The 23,899-nt window shown below is 51.9% G+C and carries 19 protein-coding genes, 1 tRNA gene and 2 rRNA genes; 8 read left to right on the plus strand and 14 right to left on the minus strand.

Going from position 1 to position 23,899, the window contains the following annotated elements:
• Positions 1 to 68: 68 nt before the first annotated feature.
• From IJ22_RS20065 to IJ22_RS20115, 11 genes are all read right to left on the minus strand, one after another.
• A 23S ribosomal RNA gene (locus tag IJ22_RS20065) occupies positions 69 to 2,987 on the minus strand.
• Positions 2,988 to 3,183: 196 nt separating this feature from the next.
• A tRNA-Ala gene (locus IJ22_RS20070) sits at positions 3,184 to 3,259 on the minus strand.
• Between the two features lie 97 nt (positions 3,260 to 3,356).
• Positions 3,357 to 4,907: ribosomal RNA gene (locus IJ22_RS20075) — 16S ribosomal RNA — on the minus strand.
• The 16S and 23S rRNA genes sit together here with 1 tRNA gene alongside, the layout of an rRNA operon.
• A gap of 293 nt (positions 4,908 to 5,200) precedes the next feature.
• Positions 5,201 to 5,668, minus strand: coding sequence for a hypothetical protein (locus tag IJ22_RS26830; protein ID WP_235594178.1), 468 nt, complete (start codon positions 5,666 to 5,668; stop codon positions 5,201 to 5,203).
• 356 nt (positions 5,669 to 6,024) lie between these two features.
• On the minus strand, positions 6,025 to 6,186 hold the full coding sequence (locus IJ22_RS26835; protein WP_235594179.1) for a hypothetical protein: 162 nt from the start codon (positions 6,184 to 6,186) through the stop codon (positions 6,025 to 6,027).
• Between the two features lie 78 nt (positions 6,187 to 6,264).
• Positions 6,265 to 8,283 (minus strand): NAD-dependent DNA ligase LigA, encoded by a 2,019-nt coding sequence (gene ligA / locus IJ22_RS20090; RefSeq protein WP_062410087.1) that lies wholly within the window; start codon positions 8,281 to 8,283, stop codon positions 6,265 to 6,267.
• Positions 8,284 to 8,306: 23 nt separating this feature from the next.
• On the minus strand, positions 8,307 to 10,577 hold the full coding sequence (pcrA, locus tag IJ22_RS20095; RefSeq protein WP_062410088.1) for a DNA helicase PcrA: 2,271 nt from the start codon (positions 10,575 to 10,577) through the stop codon (positions 8,307 to 8,309).
• Positions 10,578 to 10,583: 6 nt separating this feature from the next.
• Positions 10,584 to 11,282, minus strand: a complete 699-nt coding sequence (gene pcrB, locus IJ22_RS20100; RefSeq protein WP_062411079.1) for a heptaprenylglyceryl phosphate synthase — start codon at positions 11,280 to 11,282, stop codon at positions 10,584 to 10,586.
• 264 nt (positions 11,283 to 11,546) lie between these two features.
• A complete protein-coding gene (locus IJ22_RS20105; protein ID WP_062410089.1) occupies positions 11,547 to 12,131 on the minus strand; it encodes a hypothetical protein in 585 nt (194 codons plus the stop codon).
• Between the two features lie 213 nt (positions 12,132 to 12,344).
• A complete protein-coding gene (locus IJ22_RS20110) occupies positions 12,345 to 13,247 on the minus strand; it encodes a spore coat protein (RefSeq protein WP_062410090.1) in 903 nt (300 codons plus the stop codon).
• 26 nt (positions 13,248 to 13,273) lie between these two features.
• Positions 13,274 to 13,516, minus strand: coding sequence for a hypothetical protein (locus IJ22_RS20115; RefSeq protein ID WP_054819894.1), 243 nt, complete (start codon positions 13,514 to 13,516; stop codon positions 13,274 to 13,276).
• Positions 13,517 to 13,794: 278 nt separating this feature from the next.
• Between IJ22_RS20115 and IJ22_RS20120 the strand changes: the two genes are divergently transcribed.
• The 3 genes from IJ22_RS20120 (at position 13,795) to IJ22_RS20130 (ending at position 16,383) form a co-directional block, all read left to right on the plus strand.
• A complete protein-coding gene (locus IJ22_RS20120; protein WP_062411080.1) occupies positions 13,795 to 14,799 on the plus strand; it encodes a methionine ABC transporter ATP-binding protein in 1,005 nt (334 codons plus the stop codon).
• Positions 14,799 to 15,455: a methionine ABC transporter permease gene (locus IJ22_RS20125; protein ID WP_062410091.1), complete on the plus strand. Its 657-nt coding sequence runs from the start codon at positions 14,799 to 14,801 to the stop codon at positions 15,453 to 15,455. Before IJ22_RS20120 ends, IJ22_RS20125 begins: the two co-directional genes overlap by 1 nt.
• A 67-nt stretch (positions 15,456 to 15,522) precedes the next feature.
• Positions 15,523 to 16,383, plus strand: a complete 861-nt coding sequence (locus IJ22_RS20130) for a MetQ/NlpA family ABC transporter substrate-binding protein (RefSeq protein WP_062410092.1) — start codon at positions 15,523 to 15,525, stop codon at positions 16,381 to 16,383.
• 139 nt (positions 16,384 to 16,522) lie between these two features.
• Here IJ22_RS20130 and IJ22_RS20135 read toward each other — a convergent pair whose 3' ends face one another.
• The gene (locus tag IJ22_RS20135) at positions 16,523 to 17,413 is read right to left on the minus strand and encodes a helix-turn-helix domain-containing protein (RefSeq protein ID WP_235594180.1); all 891 of its coding nucleotides are present in this window, start codon (positions 17,411 to 17,413) and stop codon (positions 16,523 to 16,525) included.
• Positions 17,414 to 17,765: 352 nt separating this feature from the next.
• Here IJ22_RS20135 and IJ22_RS20140 point away from each other — a divergent pair, with 352 nt between their 5' ends.
• Genes IJ22_RS20140 through IJ22_RS20160 form a run of 5 tightly spaced genes read left to right on the plus strand, consistent with a single transcriptional unit; the run spans position 17,766 to position 22,107 of the window.
• Positions 17,766 to 18,968 (plus strand): acyl-CoA dehydrogenase family protein, encoded by a 1,203-nt coding sequence (locus IJ22_RS20140; protein WP_062410094.1) that lies wholly within the window; start codon positions 17,766 to 17,768, stop codon positions 18,966 to 18,968.
• A gap of 20 nt (positions 18,969 to 18,988) precedes the next feature.
• A complete protein-coding gene (locus IJ22_RS20145) occupies positions 18,989 to 19,882 on the plus strand; it encodes a transporter substrate-binding domain-containing protein (protein WP_054819891.1) in 894 nt (297 codons plus the stop codon).
• Positions 19,883 to 19,906: 24 nt separating this feature from the next.
• Positions 19,907 to 20,614, plus strand: coding sequence for an amino acid ABC transporter permease (locus IJ22_RS20150; RefSeq protein WP_062410095.1), 708 nt, complete (start codon positions 19,907 to 19,909; stop codon positions 20,612 to 20,614).
• Between the two features lie 24 nt (positions 20,615 to 20,638).
• Positions 20,639 to 21,343: an amino acid ABC transporter permease gene (locus IJ22_RS20155; RefSeq protein ID WP_054819890.1), complete on the plus strand. Its 705-nt coding sequence runs from the start codon at positions 20,639 to 20,641 to the stop codon at positions 21,341 to 21,343.
• 11 nt (positions 21,344 to 21,354) lie between these two features.
• Positions 21,355 to 22,107 carry an amino acid ABC transporter ATP-binding protein gene (locus tag IJ22_RS20160; RefSeq protein ID WP_062410096.1) on the plus strand — a complete coding sequence of 251 codons (753 nt, stop codon included), beginning with the start codon at positions 21,355 to 21,357 and terminating at the stop codon, positions 22,105 to 22,107.
• 116 nt (positions 22,108 to 22,223) lie between these two features.
• Here the strand turns inward: IJ22_RS20160 and IJ22_RS20165 are convergent, their stop codons facing one another.
• Together IJ22_RS20165 and IJ22_RS20170 are read right to left on the minus strand one after the other, a co-directional pair.
• Complete coding sequence (locus IJ22_RS20165; protein WP_137670911.1) at positions 22,224 to 22,619, minus strand: hypothetical protein; 396 nt, start codon at positions 22,617 to 22,619, stop codon at positions 22,224 to 22,226.
• Positions 22,620 to 22,768: 149 nt separating this feature from the next.
• Positions 22,769 to 23,821 carry a copper amine oxidase N-terminal domain-containing protein gene (locus IJ22_RS20170; RefSeq protein WP_062410098.1) on the minus strand — a complete coding sequence of 351 codons (1,053 nt, stop codon included), beginning with the start codon at positions 23,819 to 23,821 and terminating at the stop codon, positions 22,769 to 22,771.
• Between the last annotated feature and the right edge of the window lie 78 nt (positions 23,822 to 23,899).

Here is a 23,899-nt window from a genome sequence, read left to right on the forward strand (position 1 = left end):
ACAAAACTCAAGACTTGCGCCCTGAAAACTGGATCGAAACCAAGCCGCTGATCATCTTCATGTGTTTTTTGGATAAGCCCTCGACCGATTAGTATTCGTCAGCTCCACACGTTGCCGTGCTTCCACCCCGAACCTATCTACCTCGTCGTCTACAAGGGGTCTTACATACTGGGAAATCTCATCTTGAGGGGGGCTTCACGCTTAGATGCTTTCAGCGCTTATCCCTTCCGTACTTGGCTATCCAGCCGTGCCTCTGGCGAGACAACTGGTACACCAGCGGTACGTCCATCCCGGTCCTCTCGTACTAAGGACAGCTCCTCTCAAATTTCCTGCGCCCGCGACAGATAGGGACCGAACTGTCTCACGACGTTCTGAACCCAGCTCGCGTACCGCTTTAATGGGCGAACAGCCCAACCCTTGGGACCTACTTCAGCCCCAGGATGCGATGAGCCGACATCGAGGTGCCAAACCTCCCCGTCGATGTGGACTCTTGGGGGAGATAAGCCTGTTATCCCCAGGGTAGCTTTTATCCGTTGAGCGATGGCCCTTCCATTCGGTACCACCGGATCACTAAGCCCGACTTTCGTCCCTGCTCGACCTGTTTGTCTCGCAGTCAAGCTCCCTTTTGCCTTTGCACTCTGCGAATGATTTCCAACCATTCTGAGGGAACCTTGGGGCGCCTCCGTTACGCTTTAGGAGGCGACCGCCCCAGTCAAACTGCCCACCTGACACTGTCCCCATACCCGCTTAGGGCACCAGGTTAGAACTCCGATACGATCAGGGTGGTATCCCAACGTCGCCTCTACACAAGCTGGCGCTCATGCTTCCCAGGCTCCCACCTATCCTGTACAGATCGTACCAAAGTCCAATATCAAGCTGCAGTAAAGCTCCATGGGGTCTTTCCGTCTTGTCGCGGGTAACCTGCATCTTCACAGGTATTAAAATTTCACCGGATCTCTCGTCGAGACAGCGCCCAAGTCGTTACGCCATTCGTGCGGGTCAGAATTTACCTGACAAGGAATTTCGCTACCTTAGGACCGTTATAGTTACGGCCGCCGTTTACTGGGGCTTCGGTTCACAGCTTCGGGTTGCCCCTAACCGCTCCCCTTAACCTTCCAGCACCGGGCAGGCGTCAGCCCGTATACTTCGCCTTGCGGCTTCGCACAGACCTGTGTTTTTGCTAAACAGTCGCTTGGGCCTTTTCACTGCGGCCCCCTCGGGCTATTCACCCTACCGGGGCACCCCTTCTCCCGAAGTTACGGGGTCATTTTGCCGAGTTCCTTAACGAGAGTTCTTCCGCGCGCCTTAGCATCCTCTGCTCGCCTACCTGTGTCGGTTTGCGGTACGGGCACCTTCTCCCTGGCTAGAGGCTTTTCTTGGCAGCCTGAACTCATGACCTTCGGTACTCCAATTTTCCCTCCCCATCACAGCCCAGCCTTTCGATGTGCGGATTTGCCTACACACCAGCCTCACTGCTTGGACGAGCATCCATCAGCTCGCGTCACTATCCTTCTGCGTCACCCCATTGCTCATAACGGTTCACGGTGGTACAGGAATTTCAACCTGTTGTCCTTCGACTACGCCTTTCGGCCTCGCCTTAGGTCCCGACTTACCCTGAGCGGACGAACCTTCCTCAGGAACCCTTAGGCTTTCGGCGGATCAGATTCTCACTGATCTTTTCGTTACTCATACCGGCATTCTCACTTGTAACCGCTCCAGCTGTCCTCACGATCAACCTTCTACGCTGTTACAACGCTCCCCTACCCCAGATATATTCATATCTAGCCATAGCTTCGGTGGTGTGTTTAGCCCCGTTACATTTTCGGCGCAGAGTCACTCGACCAGTGAGCTATTACGCACTCTTTGAATGGTGGCTGCTTCTAAGCCAACATCCTGGTTGTCTGCGCAACTCCACATCCTTTCCCACTTAACACACACTTGGGGACCTTAGCTGATGATCTGGGCTGTTTCCCTCTTGACAATGGATCTTAGCACTCACTGTCTGACTCCCGGGATAACGTCTGTGGCATTCAGAGTTTGACTGGACTTGGTAACCCTTGGCGGGCCCCGCACCCAATCAGTGCTTTACCTCCACGACGCATCTCCCGAGGCTAGCCCTAAAGCTATTTCGGGGAGAACCAGCTATCTCCGAGTTCGATTGGAATTTCTCCGCTACCCCCACCTCATCCCCGAATTTTTCAACATTCGTGGGTTCGGGCCTCCAGTGCGTGTTACCGCACCTTCACCCTGGACAGGGGTAGATCACACGGTTTCGGGTCTACGCCTGCAAACTCATTCGCCCTGTTCAGACTCGCTTTCGCTGCGGCTACGGCTTCTCACCTTAACCTTGCTTGCAAACGTAACTCGCCGGTTCATTCTACAAAAGGCACGCCATCACCCTTTAACGGGCTCTGACTTCTTGTAAGCACACGGTTTCAGGTTCTCTTTCACTCCGCTCCCGCGGTTCTTTTCACCTTTCCCTCACGGTACTGCTTCACTATCGGTCGCCAGGGAGTATTTAGCCTTGGCAGATGGTCCTGCCGGATTCCCACGAGGTTTCACGTGTCTCGCGGTACTCGGGATCCGTCTAGGGCTTTCGCAGAATTTCGGCTACAGGGCTGTTACCTTCTCTGGCCGGCCTTTCCAGACCGCTTCACCTACTCTGCTCAACCCACGTTGACGTCCCACAACCCCAGGGGGCAAGCCCCCTGGTTTGGGCTAATCCGCTTTCGCTCGCCGCTACTGACGGAATCACTTTTGTTTTCTTTTCCTGAGGGTACTTAGATGTTTCAGTTCCCCTCGTCTGCCTCCAATGCAGCTATGTATTCACTGCATGGTACGTATCTATTACGATACGCAGGTTTCCCCATTCGGACATCCCCGGATCAAAGCCTGCTTACGGCTCCCCGAGGCATTTCGTCGTTCGCCACGTCCTTCATCGGCTCCTGGCGCCTAGGCATCCTCCGTGTGCTCTTATTAGCTTAACCAATTTGGTTATTCGGTACCGACACTTACGTATCGGCTGCTGACGATTTCCTCACGAAAATCGCAGCGGGATGATTCAGCATTTTGCTTTGTTTCGATATCCAGTTTTCAAGGAACAAATCTGCTGCCGTTTTTGGCGGCAACGAATGACATTCTACCATAATGATGGGCTTCTTTCAAGTGTCATTCTGGGAAGAATGGTGGAGCCAAGCGGGATCGAACCGCTGACCTCCTGCTTGCAAGGCAGGCGCTCTCCCAGCTGAGCTATGGCCCCTTACTTATGAAGGAAAACTCCATCAAAACTGAACAAATAAGGAACGAATGCTTCTTGCTTATTGTCCGTTACCCTGCAGGTAACATGGACTCCATAGAAAGGAGGTGATCCAGCCGCACCTTCCGATACGGCTACCTTGTTACGACTTCACCCCAATCATCTACCCCACCTTCGGCGGCTGGCTCCTTGCGGTTACCCCACCGACTTCGGGTGTTGTAAACTCTCGTGGTGTGACGGGCGGTGTGTACAAGACCCGGGAACGTATTCACCGCGGCATGCTGATCCGCGATTACTAGCAATTCCGACTTCATGCAGGCGAGTTGCAGCCTGCAATCCGAACTGAGACCGGCTTATAAGGATTTGCTCCGGATCGCTCCTTCGCTTCCCGTTGTACCGGCCATTGTAGTACGTGTGTAGCCCAGGTCATAAGGGGCATGATGATTTGACGTCATCCCCACCTTCCTCCGGTTTGTCACCGGCAGTCAACTTAGAGTGCCCAACTTAATGCTGGCAACTAAGCTCAAGGGTTGCGCTCGTTGCGGGACTTAACCCAACATCTCACGACACGAGCTGACGACAACCATGCACCACCTGTCTCCTCTGTCCCGAAGGAAAGGTACATCTCTGTACCGGTCAGAGGGATGTCAAGACCTGGTAAGGTTCTTCGCGTTGCTTCGAATTAAACCACATACTCCACTGCTTGTGCGGGTCCCCGTCAATTCCTTTGAGTTTCACTCTTGCGAGCGTACTCCCCAGGCGGAGTGCTTATTGTGTTGACTTCGGCACCAAGGGTATCGAAACCCCTAACACCTAGCACTCATCGTTTACGGCGTGGACTACCAGGGTATCTAATCCTGTTTGCTCCCCACGCTTTCGCGCCTCAGCGTCAGTTACAGTCCAGAAAGCCGCCTTCGCCACTGGTGTTCCTCCACATCTCTACGCATTTCACCGCTACACGTGGAATTCCGCTTTCCTCTCCTGCACTCAAGCCACCCAGTTTTCGGTGCGATCCGGGGTTGAGCCCCGGGCTTATACACCAAACTTAAGCGGCCGCCTGCGCGCGCTTTACGCCCAATAATTCCGGACAACGCTTGCCCCCTACGTATTACCGCGGCTGCTGGCACGTAGTTAGCCGGGGCTTTCTTCTCAAGTACCGTCACCCTCAGGGCAGTGACTCCCCAAGGCGTTCTTCCTTGGCAACAGAGCTTTACGATCCGAAAACCTTCTTCACTCACGCGGCGTTGCTCCGTCAGACTTGCGTCCATTGCGGAAGATTCCCTACTGCTGCCTCCCGTAGGAGTCTGGGCCGTGTCTCAGTCCCAGTGTGGCCGATCACCCTCTCAGGTCGGCTACGCATCGTCGCCTTGGTGAGCCGTTACCCCACCAACTAGCTAATGCGCCGCAGGCCCATCTGTAAGCCACAGCTTGCACCGTGTTTCTTGATCCCTCCATGCGGAAAAATCACCTATCCGGTCTTAGCTACCGTTTCCGGTAGTTATCCCGGTCTTACAGGCAGGTTGCCTACGTGTTACTCACCCGTCCGCCGCTCCAGAGGGGCTCCCCTAAGGGAGCACCCCTGGCGCTCGACTTGCATGTATTAGGCACGCCGCCAGCGTTCGTCCTGAGCCAGGATCAAACTCTCCAATAAAGGGCGACTTTCACCAGCCGGAGCCGGTCAAAGCGCTTGTTTATCGTACAGAGCTGATTTAGCTCAAATGTGTTATTGCACTAAGCATTCGTTCTTATTTGTTCAGTTTTCAAAGAGCTTTCGTCAATGTTGCAAATTTTGTCAGACAAGAATTAATCTTATCATTTTTCGTCAGGATTTGCAACAGATTTTTATTTCCATCGCCGTTAGGACTCACCGTTTGTTTCGGACAAGCTTTTCGGCGACAAGGGATAATGTATCATAAATCCAGGGGTAAATGCAATACCTTTTTTCTACAAATACATTAACTGTTCCACCGATCCATTCCAGCGCCATACCGGGCCTTTGCCATGAGCCTGATATCCTCCAAGCCACCGCTTTATCCCGTTGACATGCACACAATCCGCCCTGCCTTGAAGAAGCTCGCAACCTAATGAAGTGGGCCGGATACGGACATAGCGTAAAAAGTCGGAATCCAGATTGCCGCTATAATCGGGAAGACGCCCTCCTTCCAGCTCAATAACCGGATGCTCAGCGTGAACAAGCTCGTCAAGCTCCGCCCAAAATTGTACGACGCCCATCCCTAAATCATTGAACTGATTGCTGATTTGGGCAAATAAAAAAACAGGCTGAACTATACCGTTGGCAACCCCTTCAAGAATGGCCTCCTGTACGGCGTTCCTCACCGACGGGAACCTGCGCAAATGGCACAGGATAGCCCGATACAAATAAGGAAGAGCGGATATATCCCGCTTCAGCAAGAAAACCAAAGCTTCAGGGTTACTTCCCGCATAAGCCTCCCACGCTGCCGTGCAAGCTGAAATTGTTCAACCGTTACCTCTTTCCAGGAACCATACAAAGAAGCCGTCTCTTTGTGCTCGACTGACCCAAGCCTTTAAAAGGGTGCACACCCGGAAACGAATCTATGCAGACAAGATTTATGGATACCGCCCCCCGTTCTCGTGCGGCCAACCATTGGAGCAAGTAAATAAGCAGGGTCTGATCAAACAGATCGTGCTCGAACCAAAGAACAACCTCGTCATGCTCACGATACCGTTCCAGCACTGTCTCCTGCTCCTCCATGTACCTTCTAAATAATCCCTCCGGAACCCCTTTTTCAGTAAAATAGCGCTGGCCGCGCTTCACGTGTCGCGGGATCCGTAAAAGCAGCGGAAATGGGCCCCTCATACAGCGCCTCCCGCCAAACGAGAATATTCTCTCCCGACACAACCTCTCTCAACCGGTCGGCAAAGCAATCCCCATTCACAAGATGCAGCATAACCAATCCAACCTCCTCCAAAAAATAATACCGCCGGACAAATCTCATCCCGGCGGTCGATTAGATAATAGGCGCGGGCTATGCTTCTCCCAGCAGCCGCTTCAGCTCTTCTTCATCGTCGATAATACGGATACCCAGTTCCTGCGCCTTGGTCAGCTTACTTCCCGCGCTTTCACCGGCAATGACAATATCCGTTTTCTTGGAGACGCTCCCCATTACCTTCGCGCCCAGCTTCTCCAGCTTTTTGGCCGCCTCGTCACGGCTCATGGAAGACAGCGTTCCCGTGAGCACGACGGTTTTGCCGAAGAACGGGTTATCCTCGTCTACGACAGCGGGAGCTTCCTCACTGACCGGCTTTACGCCGGCTGCAAGCAGCCGTTCGATGCTGCGCCGCATGGTAGGATCCTGGAAAAAACCTACGATGCTATCGGCCACAATCCCTCCGATATCGGGCAAGGTGACAAGCTCTTCGGGAGTAGCCTGCATGAGCTTCTCAAGACTGCGGTAATGATCCGCCAATTCCTTGGTCGTCGTTTTCCCCGTGTTTGGAATGCCGAGGCCGTATAAAAAGGATGCCAGATCCGGCTGTTTGCTTTTCTCGATGGCAGCAATCAAATTCTCCGCCTTCTTCTGACCGAACCGTTCCAGCCCGATCAAATCCTCGAACGTCAAATAGTAAAGATCGGAAGGGTCCCGAACCCCTAATGTGTCATAGAGCTGCTCCGCCGTTTTCTCGCTGAAGGTTTCAATATCCATCGCGTCGCGGGACGCAAAATGGGTAATGCGGCCCACGAGCTGCGGGCGGCAGTCCAGACGATTCGTACAGAACAAATGCGGCCCCTTCTTCTCAAGCGCATGTCCGCAGGAAGGACAGGTATCGGGAGCAACAATCTCCTCCCCATCGGCCTCATCCGTTACTTTGCCGAGTATTTCGGGAATCACGTCATTGGAACGCCTAATATAAACGAGGCTTCCCAGCCCATATTTTAAATTTTTGCGTTCGATATCCTCTATATTATTGAGCGTACAGTTCTGGACCGTCACGCCTCCGATATCCACCGGCTCGACACGGGCCAGAGGGGTCACTTTGCCGGTTCGGCCTACGTTCCATGTAACGCCAAGCAGGGTGGTAACCGCTTCTTCCGCCTCGAATTTATAGGCAACCGCCCACCGGGGGAATTTATCCGTATAGCCCAGCACATCGCGAGTACGCATATCGTTAATTTTGACCACAAGCCCGTCAATCAGAAAATCAAACGTATCGCGCATCTCTGCAAGCTTCTCGAGCTCGTCTGCCACCGCATCGATGCTGTTCAGGAATTTCACCATCGGACTGACCTTAAATCGATTATCGCGCAAAAAGGCAACCATCTCTTGATGATCCCGGAACTTCAACGCATCGGAATAGCCTACATTGTAAAAATAAGCATTCAGCTTGCGCTCAGCCGTCACCTTCGGATTCAGGTTGCGAAGCGCTCCAGCCGCGGCATTGCGTGCGTTCTTGAGCGGCTCTGCAGCCGTCCGGTTATAGGCGTCAAGTACGGACAGGTTCATGATCCCCTCCCCCTGTACCTCTATCACGCCCTCTTTATACGGAATTTGCAGCGGAATGGACTTGATCGTCTTTACCTGAGGCAAAATGCCTTCACCCACCACTCCGTTGCCGCGGGTAGCCGCTTGAACAAGCTCGCCGCGGTCATATGTCAGGTTCAGGGTCAGGCCGTCAAATTTCAGCTCCACGACGAAAGATAAAGGCGGAAGCAGGTTCTCCGGATTCTGTGCATTGTATTGATCCACCAGTTTTTGAGCCCGTTGGTACCATGCCATCAAATCGTCGCGATTCTGTGCTTTGTCGAGGCTCCAAAGTCTGGAGAGGTGGCGGTGAGGCTCAAAGCCTTTGAGCAGCTCTCCCCCCACCCGCTGTGTCGGCGAATGCGGCAGTACCGTCCCGGTTTCCGCCTCCAGCTCGACCAGCTTCGCATAAAGCGCATCATACTCGGCATCGCTGATGGAAGGCTGGTCCAATGTATAGTACAGATAGTTATGCTTATTGATTTCTTCTATGAGGGTTTGCATGGTTTCCATAGCATCCGGCATGGTCAGTTCGTCCTCTCCTGGCTCTATTCATTTGCTTTGGTAATCGGGGCGAATTTGGCCAGCAGCCGCTTGACCCCGATGGGAGCCGGGAAAGCGATCTGCAGCTCGGTGTCTTCGCCCGAGCCTTTGATCGCAACGACAACGCCCGTGCCCCATTTGCCATGCGAAACTTTGTCGCCCATGGCATAGTCCACCGCCTTCGGCGTGGCTCCCCCCGGGGCAGGCGCACCGGCGCCGCGGAAGCTCACGGGCGCCCGGCCCGCAGCCGGCGTGCTGCCGAAGCGGCGTTCGCCGCCGCCCCACGCCGTTCCGGTGCCGCCGCGGCTGAACCCGCCTCCGGCGCGTACAGCCTCCACGAGCTCCTGCGGGATCTCGTTTATGAAACGCGACGGAGCGTTCGCCGACGTCCGCCCGAACAGCGTGCGCATCCGTGCACACGTCAGGTACAGCTCCTCTTCGGCACGCGTGATGCCGACATAAGCAAGCCGCCGCTCCTCCTCAAGCTCCTCATTATCCATCAGCGCACGGCTGTGCGGGAATACGCCCTCCTCCAGGCCGATAATGAACACGACCGGAAACTCCAATCCCTTAGCGCTGTGCATCGTCATCAGCACGACGCCCTGCTTGCCCGCTTCGGGGTCGTTATTCATCGAATCGATATCGGCGATCAGCGCGAGGTCCGTGAGAAACGAAACGAGCGATTTATCTTCGTTGCGTTTCTCAAATTCCATCGTGACCGACAGAAACTCGTCGATGTTCTCCAACCGGGCTTGCGATTCAAGCGTGTTTTCCCGCTTCAGCTCGTCACGGTAATGCGTCATCTCAAGCATCTTCTCGGTCAGCTCCGTCACGGACAAATAATCGACCATCCGATACAGGTTTTCGATCATTTCGCGAAAATCCGAGAGCGCATGGCGCGCTTTGGCGCCAATTTCCATACTGTCAACGTTTTCCAGCATGGCAAACATCGATACGCCGAATTGACCGGCTGCCGCAGCCAGCTTGTCTACCGTCGCATCTCCGATCCCCCGCTTAGGCACGTTAACCACGCGGGCAAAGCTGATATCGTCATCCGGATTGGAAATCAGCCGCAAATAGGCCAAAATATCTTTAATCTCTTTGCGGTCATAGAACTTGATTCCGCCTACAATCTGATAAGGAATATCCGACTTGATCAAAATTTCTTCGATGACCCGGGACTGCGCGTTGGTACGGTACAGAATGGCATGATCGCTGTATTTACGGCCCTGCTCAACCTGTTTGCGAATTTCGCTTGTAATATAGTAGCCTTCCTCATGCTCGGAATCGGCCTGGTACAGCCGGATTTTATTTCCTCCGCTTTTGTCGGTCCACAGATTCTTCCGCTTCCGTCCGAGGTTATTGGCAATGACTTTATTCGCCGCATTCAGAATCGTAGAGGTCGAACGGTAATTTTGCTCAAGCAGAATGGTCGTCGCATTCGGATAATCCTTCTCGAAATCGAGAATATTGCTGATGTCCGCTCCGCGCCAGCGATAAATCGACTGGTCGCTGTCGCCCACGACGCAGATGCGTTGATGCTTGCTCGCGAGCAAACGGCACAGCATATACTGCGCACGGTTCGTATCCTGGTATTCGTCGACGTGAATATACTGGAACTTGTTCTGATAAAAATCAAGCACCTCCGGCATTTGCTGGAACAGCTCGATCGTCTTTATGATCAAGTCGTCGAAATCAAGCGAATTGTTGCTTTTGAGCTTTTTCTGGTAGAGCGCATAGACCTTGGCAACGATTCCGTCAAAATAATCGCCGATCCTCTGCTCGAATTTCTCCGGCGTAATCAGCTCGTTCTTGGCGTTGCCGATAACCGCTTGCACGGCCTTCGGCTCGAATTTTTTGGAATCGATGTTCAGCTCCTTCATGCAGTTCTTGATCACGGAAAGCTGATCTCCCGAGTCGAGAATGGTGAAATTCGAAGTGAACCCGATTCTTGAAATATCCTTGCGCAAAATACGGACGCACATCGAGTGGAAGGTCGATACCCAAATATCCTGCCCCTGCGGCCCCACCAGCGCGCTGACGCGCTCCTGCATTTCCCTTGCGGCCTTATTCGTAAACGTGATGGCCAGGATGCTCCAAGGCGCCGCCTTGCGGGTTGCGATCAAATAAGCGATCCGGTGCGTCAATACGCGGGTTTTACCGCTTCCCGCGCCGGCCATGATCAGCAGAGGCCCCTCTACCGTCTCGACGGCTTGGCGCTGCTGCGGATTCAGTTTTTCAATCGCTTTAAAAATATCTGTCGTTTCATTTATCATTTGTTTTTATTCCCTTTCTGCAGCTTTTCCATAACGCACGGCGTCGACCGTGGCCAAAGCAAGCTCCAAATTCTCATACACGGCATTGCCTACTACAATCGTGTGTGCCGCTTCAGCCGCTTGCCGCGCTTTCTCGGGCCCATCAATGCCGCCGCCGTAAAACAGCCGTGCCTGGCTCAGGAGACTGCGTACTCTTCTGACCAACGCCATGTCGCCGAACGTGCCGCTGTACTCCAAATATACGATCGGACAGCGGAACAGCCGATCAGCCATACGCCCGTACGCTTCAACGTCTTTGACGCTTAGACGGGTGTCGGCTTCCGTCAGTTTGGCCGCGGTGGCGTCTCCGTTCAATATGATATAGCCTTCGGTCACGATCTGATCCCAATCGATAATAGCACCGTATTCCTTCAGCGCCTGATGGTGCCGGCCGACGATCCACTGGGTATCACCCGCGTTGAGCACAACAGGAATCATAAACAGGTCAAATCCGGGGACAATCGCCTCCTGATCGGATATCTCCAGCACGCAGGGCACCTCGTAGCGCCGGATACGCGCCAGCAGATCGACCGTGTTGTCGAACGTAACGCCCGTCGAACCGCCAACCATCACGGCGTCCGTTCCGGACAGGCATACGCGCTCCAGGGCATCGTCCGATATGTCCCGGTCCGGGTCCAGTTTAAAAATATGCTTCCATTGTTCCATTCGCAAATGCAAGGGGATGCCTCCTGTTCGTGTGAAAAGGGCCGAAACGCACCCCGGTCAAAGGGGTACGATATTCACTATCAGCTTGTCTAGAATAAAGTCTATGCTACCCCGGAGGAAGTGTCAAATGCCGGACTTATAAAGGAAATATCCTCTATTATATCATATTCGCCGAACGAAAAGAGAATGTATGTTCTCATAAAAACAAAAAAACAGAACACCTCCAAGGATGCTCTGTGTCTCAGTGTATGAAGCGTTACGGGTCTATGAGCGCGTCTGAAAATCCGTCACGATCAAACGGTCGCCCTGCACGCGGTAAGCCGACTCATGCTGCATAACCGACTCGCCGTAATCAAATCTCGTTCTTCCCGTCAAGGAAATCTTATACTGGCCCGGGGCCGGCTGCGATTTGTTCAGTTCATACTTGCTCCATTCGCTTCGCAAGCCCAGCATCGCTTTGGTGCTGTTCGCCTGATAGGTGCCTATCGTGTAGTCATGCCGGTAAAAATAATCGATCATCCGCTGCGCCATCTCGGGAGTATACACCTGCTCCAAATGCGTCCGCATCTCCTGCATCGCATACCTATCCATTTCACCCGTCGGCGGGGAAGAAAGTACTTTATGCGTCCAATCGTCCACCTGACGGATCCACGCGATGACCTGTTCGTCGGATTGGTTCATGATTTCCTTGTTCATCGGCGGCGGCATGATCCGGCTGAATGTCTGGAGCAGCTGTTCCCGGCCTACGGTTTTTTGCAGCGTCTTTATATTGGTAGAGTTGCGATCCCCTTGTGTCTGGCATCCGGCAAGCAGCCCGGTAATCAGAACCAATGTCAACCATAGTCTCATCGGACGAAGCCCCTCCTGCTGTGGCGTTTTTCTCGTATTATGGTTCAAAAACGAAAAAATATACCGCATTGGACGCCCAAGGAACTTCTTGAGACGTCGGACTGAGTCCATTGCGACGATCCATACCGGACTTCTTTAAATAAAAAACTCTGCTTCCCTTCATTTATAAATAAAGGTTCGCAAAGTCTTGTTCGGGTTACATCATACTTGCTGTTAAGAGAACTGTCGCCCCGATGGAGACGATGGCGTCTTGGTATGGTTTGTGGTCAATACCGACGTCTGAATGCCTGTGGAAGCATCCGAAGCGGAAGAGTGAACCCCAAAACTGTAACCTCCGCCGGAACGCGCCGCCGGAGAAGTTATTCCGGATACAGAATGGCTTTGATCCTGCCGTTCTCTGGAGTCGTTTGCTTCCTGTAATCCGCTGCTGAATTTATTGCTCGTATAGTCCTGTACCGATTTGGCTGTAAAGTTATCCTGGCTGTCCGTACCGGACACCGAGGACTTTGAGCCATAATGACTTTCCTGCGACTCGGCGGCAGAGGAGCCGAAGCTGTGGCCCGGGTGAACGCCTTGGCCGAAACCGGACGCTGGCGCCGAACCGAAACTTTGGTGCGGATAGGCTCCAAAGCTGCCGCCCGTGGTATAAGAGGAAGCTCCCGAAGAAGCGACGCCTTGGTTCCCGTAACCTGCCGCACCTGCTGTATGCCCTGATTGGAACGGCTGCTGGATTGCGGCCTGCTGGATCGGCTGCTGATAGGCGCTTCCGCTTTGAATCGCCTGCTGGACAACCGAATGCAGCTGCTCCGCTTTGCGGATGTGCTGCTGCAGCTCCTGCTGCACTTCCTGCTGGGTAGCCATGGAAATTGAGCCGTAGCCGTTGATTTGACTCAGTACATCAAACAATTCTGCTTGGTCCTGCAGCATTTTTTGCGTTAGGCCCGCGAATGTTTGACGGATCACCGGATGCGTCGCTTCAAGCGCAGCTGTGGTGTATTCACGAGCGGCGCGCTTCAGCTCCGATAGTACGAGATTGGCCGTATCCTGCTCATTCAAATGAAAATGATGGGCTTGTGCTTCGGCTTGCCGGGGGCTAATCGGGTTTTGTTGGTACATTATTGTACGCGCCTCCTATGTAGTTTTTAGTGGCTCATCTGCGTATGCTGCTGCAGCGTCCGGAGCAAATGATCCGTATTTTGAAGACGATCCTGAGCAATTTGCGCCAGCTTTTGTTTGAGTTGGGGGGTTTGGCTTTCCGCCACCCCCTGCGCGGCAATTTTGGCAAGCAGTTCTTCATTTTTCAAACAATCCGAAATGTAAGCCAGCTCTTTGGAACTGACCGTATTCATGTTCTGCTGCTGTTGCTGTTGCTGTCCTGTATACATGGCAGAATCCTCCTTTCATTATCGACAAAAGGTAGGTTGTCCGCATCGGTGGGAAAATATGTATGGCCAGATCTCAAGTTTGATTTGCATTTCAACGCAGAAAGACGAACGGCTCATTTGCCGCTCGGTTCTGCTATCAGCGGATCATCCGCATTGGCCTACCGAATTATTTCTTTTCCATACGGAAAAACTATTGAAAATTGCCTAATGTTAATGTATATTAATCCAATGGTATAACTAGGTTATTATAGTAGCTTTTTGGAAAGGAGGGATTGACGCTGATCGAGCTGCACCAAGTGAGCAAGACATACCGGACTCACGGGGCTGTGACCGAGGCGCTGTTTAATGTCGGACTGAAGGTTGACAAAGGCGATATTTTCGGCGTAATCGGCCACTCCGGCGCCGGGAAGAGCACGCTGCTGCGCTGCGTCAATCTGCTCGAACGTCCGACGTCGGGTCGAGTCATTGTGAACGGAAAAGAACTGACAGCGCTGCGGGAGAAAGAGCTGCAGCAGGAGCGGCGGCGGATCGGCATGATTTTCCAGCATTTTAATTTGTTGACGACTGCTACGGTCACGGAGAACATCGCATTCCCGCTGAAGCTAGCCAAGTGGTCTTCCTCCCGTATACGGGCGCGGGTAGACGAACTGCTGGAGCTGGTAGGACTAAGAGACCATGCGGGCAAATATCCGGCCCAACTGTCGGGTGGGCAGAAGCAGCGGATCGGCATCGCCCGGGCGCTCGCGACGAACCCCGACGTGCTGCTGTGCGACGAGGCGACGTCCGCGCTCGATCCGCAGACGACCCAATCGATTCTGCAGTTGCTGCTGGATATTAACGCCAAGCTGGGCATCACGATACTACTCATTACACACGAGATGCACGTCATTCGTTCGATCTGCAACCGCGTAGCGGTGATGGACGGCGGCCGCATTGTCGAGGAGGGCGACGTGCTTGACGTATTTCTCAAGCCGAAGCATGCCATTACCCGCGAATTCGTCGGGCAGGTGTCGGAGTGGCCGGACGATCAATTCGCTTACGCGCATCGGGGAGGACGGCTCTTGCGCATTCATTTTGTCGGTGAATCGACCTACGAACCGGTGCTGTATGAGGTGGTCCGCGAAACGGCCGCAACATTCGCCATTTTGCAGGGAACGGTGTCGCGGATGAAAAACACTCCCTACGGGCAGCTGCTCATCGAGCTTCGCGGAGAAACGGCCGATATGGACCGTATCGTTGATCGGCTGCGGGATCGCGGCGTCGATGTGGAGGTGGTGTCGTAATGTTCAACAATATTCGTTGGAACGAAGTATGGAAAGCGTCCCAAGATACGCTGATCATGCTCGGCTTTTCGCTAGTATTCACCGTGCTGCTCGGGATGGTTCTGGGCGTACTGCTGTTCGTGACGGGACGGGGCCAGATCCTGGAGAACGGCGTCGTTCACCGGACGCTGTCTGTCATCGTCAACATTACCCGTTCGGTGCCGTTCGTTATTTTGATGATATCCATTTTTCCGTTGACCAAATGGATTGTCGGCACTTCCATCGGCGTCAAAGGGTCGATACCGCCGCTAGTCATCGCCGCTGCGCCGTTCTTCGCTCGGCTTGTGGAGGCCGCGCTGCGCGAAGTGGATCGCGGCGTCATTGAAGCGGCGCAGGCAATGGGTGCTTCGAAGTGGACGATCGTATGGCGGGTGCTGCTTCGGGAAGCACGTACAGGCATTATCGCGGCGGTTACGGTGACGGCCGTCACGCTCGTCTCCTATACGGCGATGTCCGGCGTCGTAGGCGGAGGCGGGCTGGGCGATCTGGCGATCCGCTACGGGTACCAGCGTTTTCAGCCCGATGTCATGATTGTGACCGTTGTGCTGCTTGTTGTGCTCGTCCAACTGCTGCAATCGGTCGGCGACCTGCTCGTACGGAAGTATATCCGCCGTTAAGAGGATGTTGTACCCGCACGAGTCTCGCATAAAAACTGGTTTAGGAAGGAAAGGGGAGTTATCGAAAATGAAAAAAGTTTGGTTATCGTTGGTCGCGCTTGTGCTGATGGCGGCATTGGTCGCTTGCGGCACTAAGCAGAACACGCCTGGTCAGGCAAGCGGCGGAGAGAGCAGCCCTCCCTCCGAAACGCAGCAGGAAGTAACGCTGAAGGTCGGAGCTACGCCCGTGCCGCACGCGGAAATATTGAATGCGGTAAAGGACGCGCTGGCCAAAGAGGGCGTCAAGCTGGAAATCCTCGAGTTTAACGACTATGTTCAGCCGAACGTCCAGGTATACGAGAAGCAGCTGGATGCGAACTTTTTCCAGCACACGGCCTATCTTGAGCAGTTCAACAAGGAACGTTCCTATGATCTGGTGAAAGTGACGGGGGTTCACATCGAACCGATCGGCGTCTACTCCAAGAAGGTGAAAGGCTTGGATGAGCTGAAGGAAGGGGCCAAGATCGCAATTCCGAACGACCCGACCAATGGAGGCCGCACGCTCAGCCTGCTTGCCAAACACGGGTTGATCAAGCTGAAGGAAGGCGTGGACGTCGACGCGACAGTCGGAGATATCGAGCAGAACAACAAAAAACTGGAGTTCGTCGAGCTGGAGGCGGCCACGCTGCCGCGCGCGCTTGACGAGGTGGATGCCGCGGCCATTAATACGAACTATGCACTGACGGTCGGACTGGTACCGAACGAAGATGCGCTGATCATTGAAGATAAAGATTCGCCTTATGCGGATAGGCTGGTCAACATTCTGGCCGCACGTCCGGACAACAAGGACAGCGATGCGATCCAGAAGCTGGCCAAAGCGCTTAATTCGCCGGAAGTCAAGAAGTTTGTGGAAGAGAAGTACAAAGGCGCAGTCGTACCTACGTTCTAATTAAAACGAAGCAAAAAGGCCGTTTCGGCGTCGCGATGACACCAAAGCGGCCTTCTTGCATATCTTTAACCCCGAAAGCTTAAAAAAGATTTCATCCATTCCTGATATAATGCGAACACCATTCCTGAAATACCAAACATTACAAGTAATTTGACGGTACAGGAACGGCTCCTTTCTCACCTTTTAAAAGCCGGTATTCTCGGGGAGAAATGCCCTCGGTTTTCTTGAACATTTTCGAAAAAGTGAACACATCCGGACACCCGATCGTTTGCGCGATAATAGATAAATTATGATCGGTCTGCTCCAACAGCCGCTTGGCTTCTTTAATCTTCAACAGCTGCAAGTATTTTGCCGGGGGAACACCGAATTCCTGATGAAACCTCCGGGAGAAGTGAGCCCGGGTGACGTGAACATAATCGGCAACCTGCTCCACGCTCAAGTGGTCCGAATAATGCCTTTCCATGTATTCCTTGCCCTGCTGCAGCCAATAATCCGGACAGACAAGTTGACGAGAAGTATCCGACGTACGGTGGGAGATCACTTCGAAAATTCGGTAAAATGTGATCAACCGGGATAAGTCACTATCGCTCTGGTCTGCATCATTGGCAAGTTCAAACAAGCTTCGGATGTGATTCAGCACACCGTCATGCAAGACATTCGCCGCATAGGGCGAGCAGGACTTAATTCCTATTCGTTCCAGCAGCCGCAGCGACTGGGGGCCTTCGAAGGCGATCCACACCTTCCGCAGAGGCTCGTCCTTGCCGGTACGGTATTCGTAAACGACTTGCGGAAACAGGCAGAACATGTCGGACTTATGAAGCACATACTTTTTCTGCTTGTAAATCAATTCCCCCTGTCCCTCCAGGACAAATATCATATAGAAATAAGGAACCATTTTCGGCCCGATTCGGTGATTTATCTCCAATTCATCCACTCCGATGCTCACCGGCCATACGGCGCTGGATTTTTCCAATTCCGTTACATTGAAATAGTGATTCTTACAAACATCAAATGGTTCCGTCTTGTTCAACAACGCTCCTCCCTTCCCTTATAAGACCCTCCCCCGTTCATGCTGCAAATAAGAACGTCCGGCCTCATGGTATTATCACATTTTGACATGTAAAGATCGGTAATGAGTACTTGCTTATGCAGTGATTTTATTTTGTTGTATTCTACAGTAAGCAGGTCGGAATTTCAATATTGAATTAAACTCTTCCATCCTAAGGTCGCTGCTCCTATGAAGAACTGTTCAAATACAATGATCACATCATGACATGGACTATCTAAAATCAAACTTGATAGAATTAAAGCCAAGTATTTTGATTGATTTAATATAATTGATGAAGACAGAGACTGGATTACAAAAAGGAGGGAGCATCGGTTTGCCAACACTGGAACAGTGGTTTGCCACAACAAAAGCACAAGCGGATAAACTTGAAACCATAGGTGCCATTGCCGATCGTCACATCGGTGGAGCGCAAAAAGCGGATGAAACCAACGAACTAAATCTTGAATTGATTCAGGAGCTGAAGAAAGCGGGTTATCATACGTATGCGGTTCCGAAGGAGTTTGGGGGAGAAGGCGCCTCGCTTTACGACATCCTGCTTTGCCAGGAACGGCTTGCCCAGGCGGATGCGTCCACCGCTTTGGCCATAGGCTGGCACCATATCACTTTATTTCATTTGACTCACAATCGGCTGTGGGAAAGCGAGACTTTCGAAAGATTATGCCGGGCCGTAGTCGAGCAGGGAGCGCTTATTAATCGCGCAGATTCCGAAGCTGCAACAGGCAGCCCCTCTCGGGGCGGCAAGCCGCAAACCACTGCGGAATGGACCGGCAGCGGGTTTGTGCTGAACGGAAGAAAGGCGTTTACTTCTCTCTCGACGGCACTCGGCTATGTGATTGTTTCGGCCCGGGATGATCTGGCCGGGGGAATATCCGATTTTCTGATCCCGATCGATACGGAAGGTTTGCGTATTGACCCCACCTGGAATATGGTCGGCATGCGGGGAACCGCCAGCCATGACCTGGTGCTTGACCGGGTCAAACTTCCCGAAAGCGCGCGAGTATATACCAAAACACCCGGTGAATCCAATGGAAGACTCAACTTCGCGATGCTCAATATTCCCGCCTGTTATTTGGGCATTGCTATAGCAGCGAGCAAGGAAGCCATTACCTTCGCCTCCCGCTATCAGCCGAACAGTCTGGACAACCCGATTATCCAACTCCCGCATATCCGGCAAAAAATCGGTCAAATGGAGCTGGAGTTAACAGCGGCCAGACATTTTCTATACGGCGTAGCGGGGCGATGGAGTCAGGAAGCGGAGCTTCGTGCCGAGGAGCACCGTTTTGTATCTCCCGATATCGCTGCGGTTAAACAGTTCGCCATCCAGAGCGCACTATCTATTGTAGATAAAGCGATGCGTGTTGTCGGTATACACGGCCTGTCGCAGACCCATCTTTTGCAGCGCTTGTACCGGGATGTCCGGTTCGGTCTGCATAATCCGCCAATGGAGGATTATACGCTGGAGATGCTTGCCCATCGAGCCATTGATGAAGCGGCAGGAAAATCCAACCAAATATAAGACAAAAGGAGATTTCCACGATGAAAAACAAGAAGAAAAAGAGCCTGCTCACTGCCGTACTGTTTGCCCCCTTAATTGCATCTATTGCGTTAGGAGGCTGCGCAAGCCAAGCTGTGGAAACCCAAACTGGAACCAATGCAGAAGTGAATGCGAAGATCGGTACGGCGGAAGCAAAAAAAATCAAGGTCGCTTTTGCGCAAACCGGAAAACCGATCACCTATGTGGATGAGAACGGCAAGGCCACAGGCTATGATGTAGAGGTGTTGAAGCTTGTCGATGAATTGCTGCCGCAATACGAATTTGAGTTCGTCCCTACGACAGACGACGATTTGTTAATCGGGGTGGAAAGCGGTAAGTATGATGTAGGTCTGAAGAATGCCTTCTATACCGAGGCAAGAGCTGCAAAGTATATTTATCCGAAAGAGTATCTGGGAGCCAGTGCTTCGGGCCTGCTGATCCGCAAAGAGGATGAGGGCACCATTCACGATTTGTCGGATATCGCAAAACTCGACAAAAAACTTCTTCCTATCGCGCCCCAGGATGCCCAATACTCTCTTGTCCAAACCTATAACAATGAACATCCGGAGGATCCGATCCCGATTGAAGCATCCGAGTCCTTTACCGTGCAGGATGGCATATTGCTGATAGCCGAAGGAAAATACGACGCGTGGCTGGTGATCAAATCCAATTATGATATCAATGTGGTTGCCAAAGACGGCGCCTACCACAACTTGGCGGATGAGCTCGCATGGAGCACTTTTGCCGCTACCAAAACATGGCCTTTGTTCAATAAAAAGCAGCAGGCTTTGGCCGATGCCTATGATGGAGCCATCAAGCAATTGAAAGAACAAGGTAAAACAAAAGAATTGCTGGTTCAATTTTTGGGAGAGGATACAGCAAGCTACCTGAAATGATGAACCGGGCGGGAAGGTGTACATGTGAAGGAGTTTGACGCAAGTTTTATTTTTCGGTACTGGCCTCAAATATTACCGTATTTGGGGGCTACATTTTCGGTCGTTATCGCTTCGGTAATATTCGGTCTCATATTCGGATTTTTGCTTGCCGCCGCCAAATTGGGGAAAAACAAGCCCGCAAGAGCGTTGGCCTACGGCTATACGACAATTCTGAGGTGTACACCTTCTGTTGTATTGTTATTTGTTGTCTACTATGGGTTACCTGAACTGCTGATGGAATGGTTTGGTGTCGATATCAACGATATTCATAAAGGCATCTTTGTCATTGTAACTCTTTCTCTCCTGTTTGCGGCAACCATGTCGGAGGTCATGCGATCGGCCTACGAGTCGATTGATAAAGGCCAATACGAGGCGGCGGTTTGTGTAGGATTGACGCCTGTGCAAGCCTTCAGAAGGATTGTTCTTCCCCAATGTTTCTATGTGGCGCTTCCCAATTTCGGCAACTCAGTCATTGCCCTCACCAAAGAAGGAGCGCTGGCTTTTACCATCGGCTTCATCGATATTACCGGGAAAGCGAATCTGATCGTATCGTTGAATATGGGTGCGCATTCACGTGAAATTTATCTTGGCCTTGCCATTATGTATTGGTTGATTTCATTTACTCTGGAAAGTATTCTCAAAAAAATGGAAAAATGGGTTGGAAAAGGCCGGAGAGCGGTCAATTCTTACTAATCTCCGGGTGGAGGAAATGTCATCATGACATTCGATGTGGATTTTTTTATCAAAACCTTCTTTGTCTGCCTGAAAGCCGTTCCAGTCGCTTTGGAAATAACAGCCGTTACCCTGATGATCTCTTTGCCTGTTGGCTTCTGCTTTGCCTTCTTACGAATAAAAAGCGGCTTCGCCATTAACGGACTCATTACAGCCTACATCTCGCTTGTTCGCGGAACGCCGATCGTTGTCCAAATATTGGTGCTTTACAGCATGCTGCCCAGCATTTTGGCTTCATTGTTAAAAGGCATCAACAGCCCGATCAATGTGTATGATGTGGATCCAATTTATTATGCGTACGTGATATTTTCATTGAACACTACCGCCATTTTGTCGGAGGTCTTCCGATCGGCGCTGTCAACCGTACCCAAAGGACAGTTGGAAGCGGCCGAATCCGCCGGGCTTACGACCTTTCAGGCGTACCGGAGAATTATTATCCCGCAGGCGATGGTTACGGCAGTCCCCAATATATGTACGGCAACCATTAATCTGATCAAAGCCACTTCCCTGGCATTTCTGATGACGGTAAAGGAAATTACCGCAGTAGCCAAGATCGAGGCGGCCTACGGCTACAACTATATTGAAGCTTATCTGGATATATGGATTATTTATTTTTTGGTTTGCATTATCGTGGAACGGATGTTCAAAATGCTGGAAACGCGCCTCAAAATATATAAATCCGCAGCATAAGGAGACTCACCATGATCGAAATAAAGGATGTATATAAATCTTTTGGATCAAATGAAATATTAAAAGGAGTCAGCTTGAGTGTGGCAAAGGGGGATGTCGTCGTCATTGTGGGACCGAGCGGTTCGGGCAAAACCACCCTGCTGAGATGCATCAATTTCTTGGAACGGGCGGACAAGGGACAGCTGATATTCGATGGCATAACCTATCCGCTGAATAAAGCGACAAAGAAAGAAGTGCTGGGGATTCGCAGAAAAACCGCTTTTGTTTTTCAAAATTACAATCTGTTCAACAACAAGACGGCTTTGGAAAATGTAACGGAAGGCTTGATCATCGGCAGAAAAATTCCGAAACAAGAGGCGTTGGAAATAGGCAAAAAAGCGCTGGATAAGGTCGGCCTGTCAGAGAAATATAACGCTTATCCAGCTCAATTGTCGGGCGGACAACAGCAGCGTGTCGGCATAGCACGGGCCATTGCCGTTAATCCCGAGGTCATTTTATTTGATGAGCCCACCTCTGCCCTGGACCCGGAATTGGTCGGTGAAGTATTGCAGGTCATGAAAAAGCTGGCCCAAGAAGGAACCACTATGGTGGTTGTCACACATGAAATGGCTTTTGCGGAAGACGTGGCGACCAAGGTCATCTTTATGGACAACGGCGTTGTGGTTGAAGAAGGAACCGCCAAGGATATTTTCGGCAACCCGAAAGAACAAAGAACGAAACAGTTTTTAAGCAGAGTTTTAAAAAATATGGATTATTCGATCTGATTCGACTTTAGGCCGTTCGCCAATCCCGAAGGGAACGGATGTTCAAGGAAATGCAGCGGGTTAAGCCGTCGCCTTGCACCCGGGTGACTGTGGGGGGGTAAGGCGATAAAACGGCCTTAACGGATTTGTTCAATTCCGATAATGAATCTGTTGGCCCTAAAAATCTTCACTTTATAGCGGCGTCCTTCTTGCAGATCGACATACCCTTCCGCCATCTCATAAGTGTGTCCGTCGCTGGTTCGCACTTGATCGCCGCCCCTCCTGGGATCCCATCTTTCCGTGATGACGACCTCCTTTGTTACGGGGCCCTTCACAATATCCGTTACGAAGCACCCGAACATGAAGATCAAGTACAACAATCCCAAATATAAAATAGCAACAAACAGGTAGCCAAACTTATATCTCACACGATTTTTCAGCCGGGTTTTGAAAAAATAGGACAGGAAATACGTGTAAAAGATCACGCCCGCAGTGCTGCTGAAAATACCGATTAACAAAATCCGTCGTTCCAACGACGTGTAGTTCATGAAGACGAACAAGACGCAAACGAGACATAACAGCACTACACCGACACGGAAGACGTTTCTCTTTTTTCTATGCCACTTTCGTGTGTCTACGGCAGGAGTCAACAAGGGATGCTTTCACTCGCTTTCCTCTCAGCTTACTTTGTCTCAATCAGCACGGTTTGGGTCAGTTGATCCCACTCCACCTTCGCCCCGAGCGCTTCGCTGATAAACCGGATCGGTACCATCGTTGAAGAACCGACAAGCTTGGCCGGCGCGTCCAACGTTTTCGGGCTTCCGTTGATCAAGGCATCTTTACTGCCGAGCTTAAGGTCGATCGTTGTACCGCCCTTCTTGGCCTGGACCGCCCTCTGTTCCTGGTTCCACAATACCGTGGCGCCCAGCGCCTCGAATATCGCTCTCATGGGGACAAGTACATTCCCGGAATCATTCACCGGCGGCTGTTCAAAGGTTTGCAGTTCGCCGTCAATCATCACCTTGATTTCTGCGAAACTTACCGTTAGCGGCTTAACGGCGATTGGCGCTTCATCGAATATCCGCTGCCGGTAATTCATAACGTCGGTAATCAGCTTTTGCCGGTCTTCCAATATTTCCTGTACGGCTCTGTTTCTTTCCTCCAAAATTTGTTTGTATGTGTTCTCCCGTGTTTGCCGAATGCTCTCGAGCTCCTTCTCGCGCACATCGTCGTCCGCTTTGTTAGCGGCATATCGTTTCATCGCTCCGCCGGTCCGGGAGTCGGGCTTGAGCTCATCCTTGTAATCGTCTATCAAACTTTTAGGGTATGCACCGCTCTTGACGTCATTCGAGTATCGGTCGCGTATCCGTTTATAGGATTCGTAATAGCGTCCGAAGCTGCCTAAAGTGTTGCCCGGGTCAATCGAGCGTTGGTATTGGTTATGGATCAGTCCGTTTGCAGGGCCGGGAGGGTATTTCTTCTTCAATTCTTGATAGTCGTTATTCAGCAGCTCAGCCAACGATTCCATATCGGCTGTGACTTGTGCCACCAAAGCGTCCTTATCGGCATTGGCCACCTTGTAAACCACATCGTAATATTTTTCCGCTTCGGCTTTGTCGGCTTCGTAACGCTGCTCATAGTCCGACGCTTGCGCCGCGGCTCCGCTAGTACCGAGGCTCCCCGCAACCAGCGCCGCAGTTAAACCCAAAATAGCTAGTAAACGTTGTCGTTTCATTGATATCCCTTCCTTTTCCATATATTTTAGGCAAACATTTCCACATTTACGTTGAGATTATACGTCTTTTTTTCCAAT

Origin of the sequence: Paenibacillus naphthalenovorans (assembly GCF_001465255.1) — a bacterium.
Taxonomy (GTDB): Bacteria; Bacillota; Bacilli; order Paenibacillales; family NBRC-103111; genus Paenibacillus_G; species Paenibacillus_G naphthalenovorans.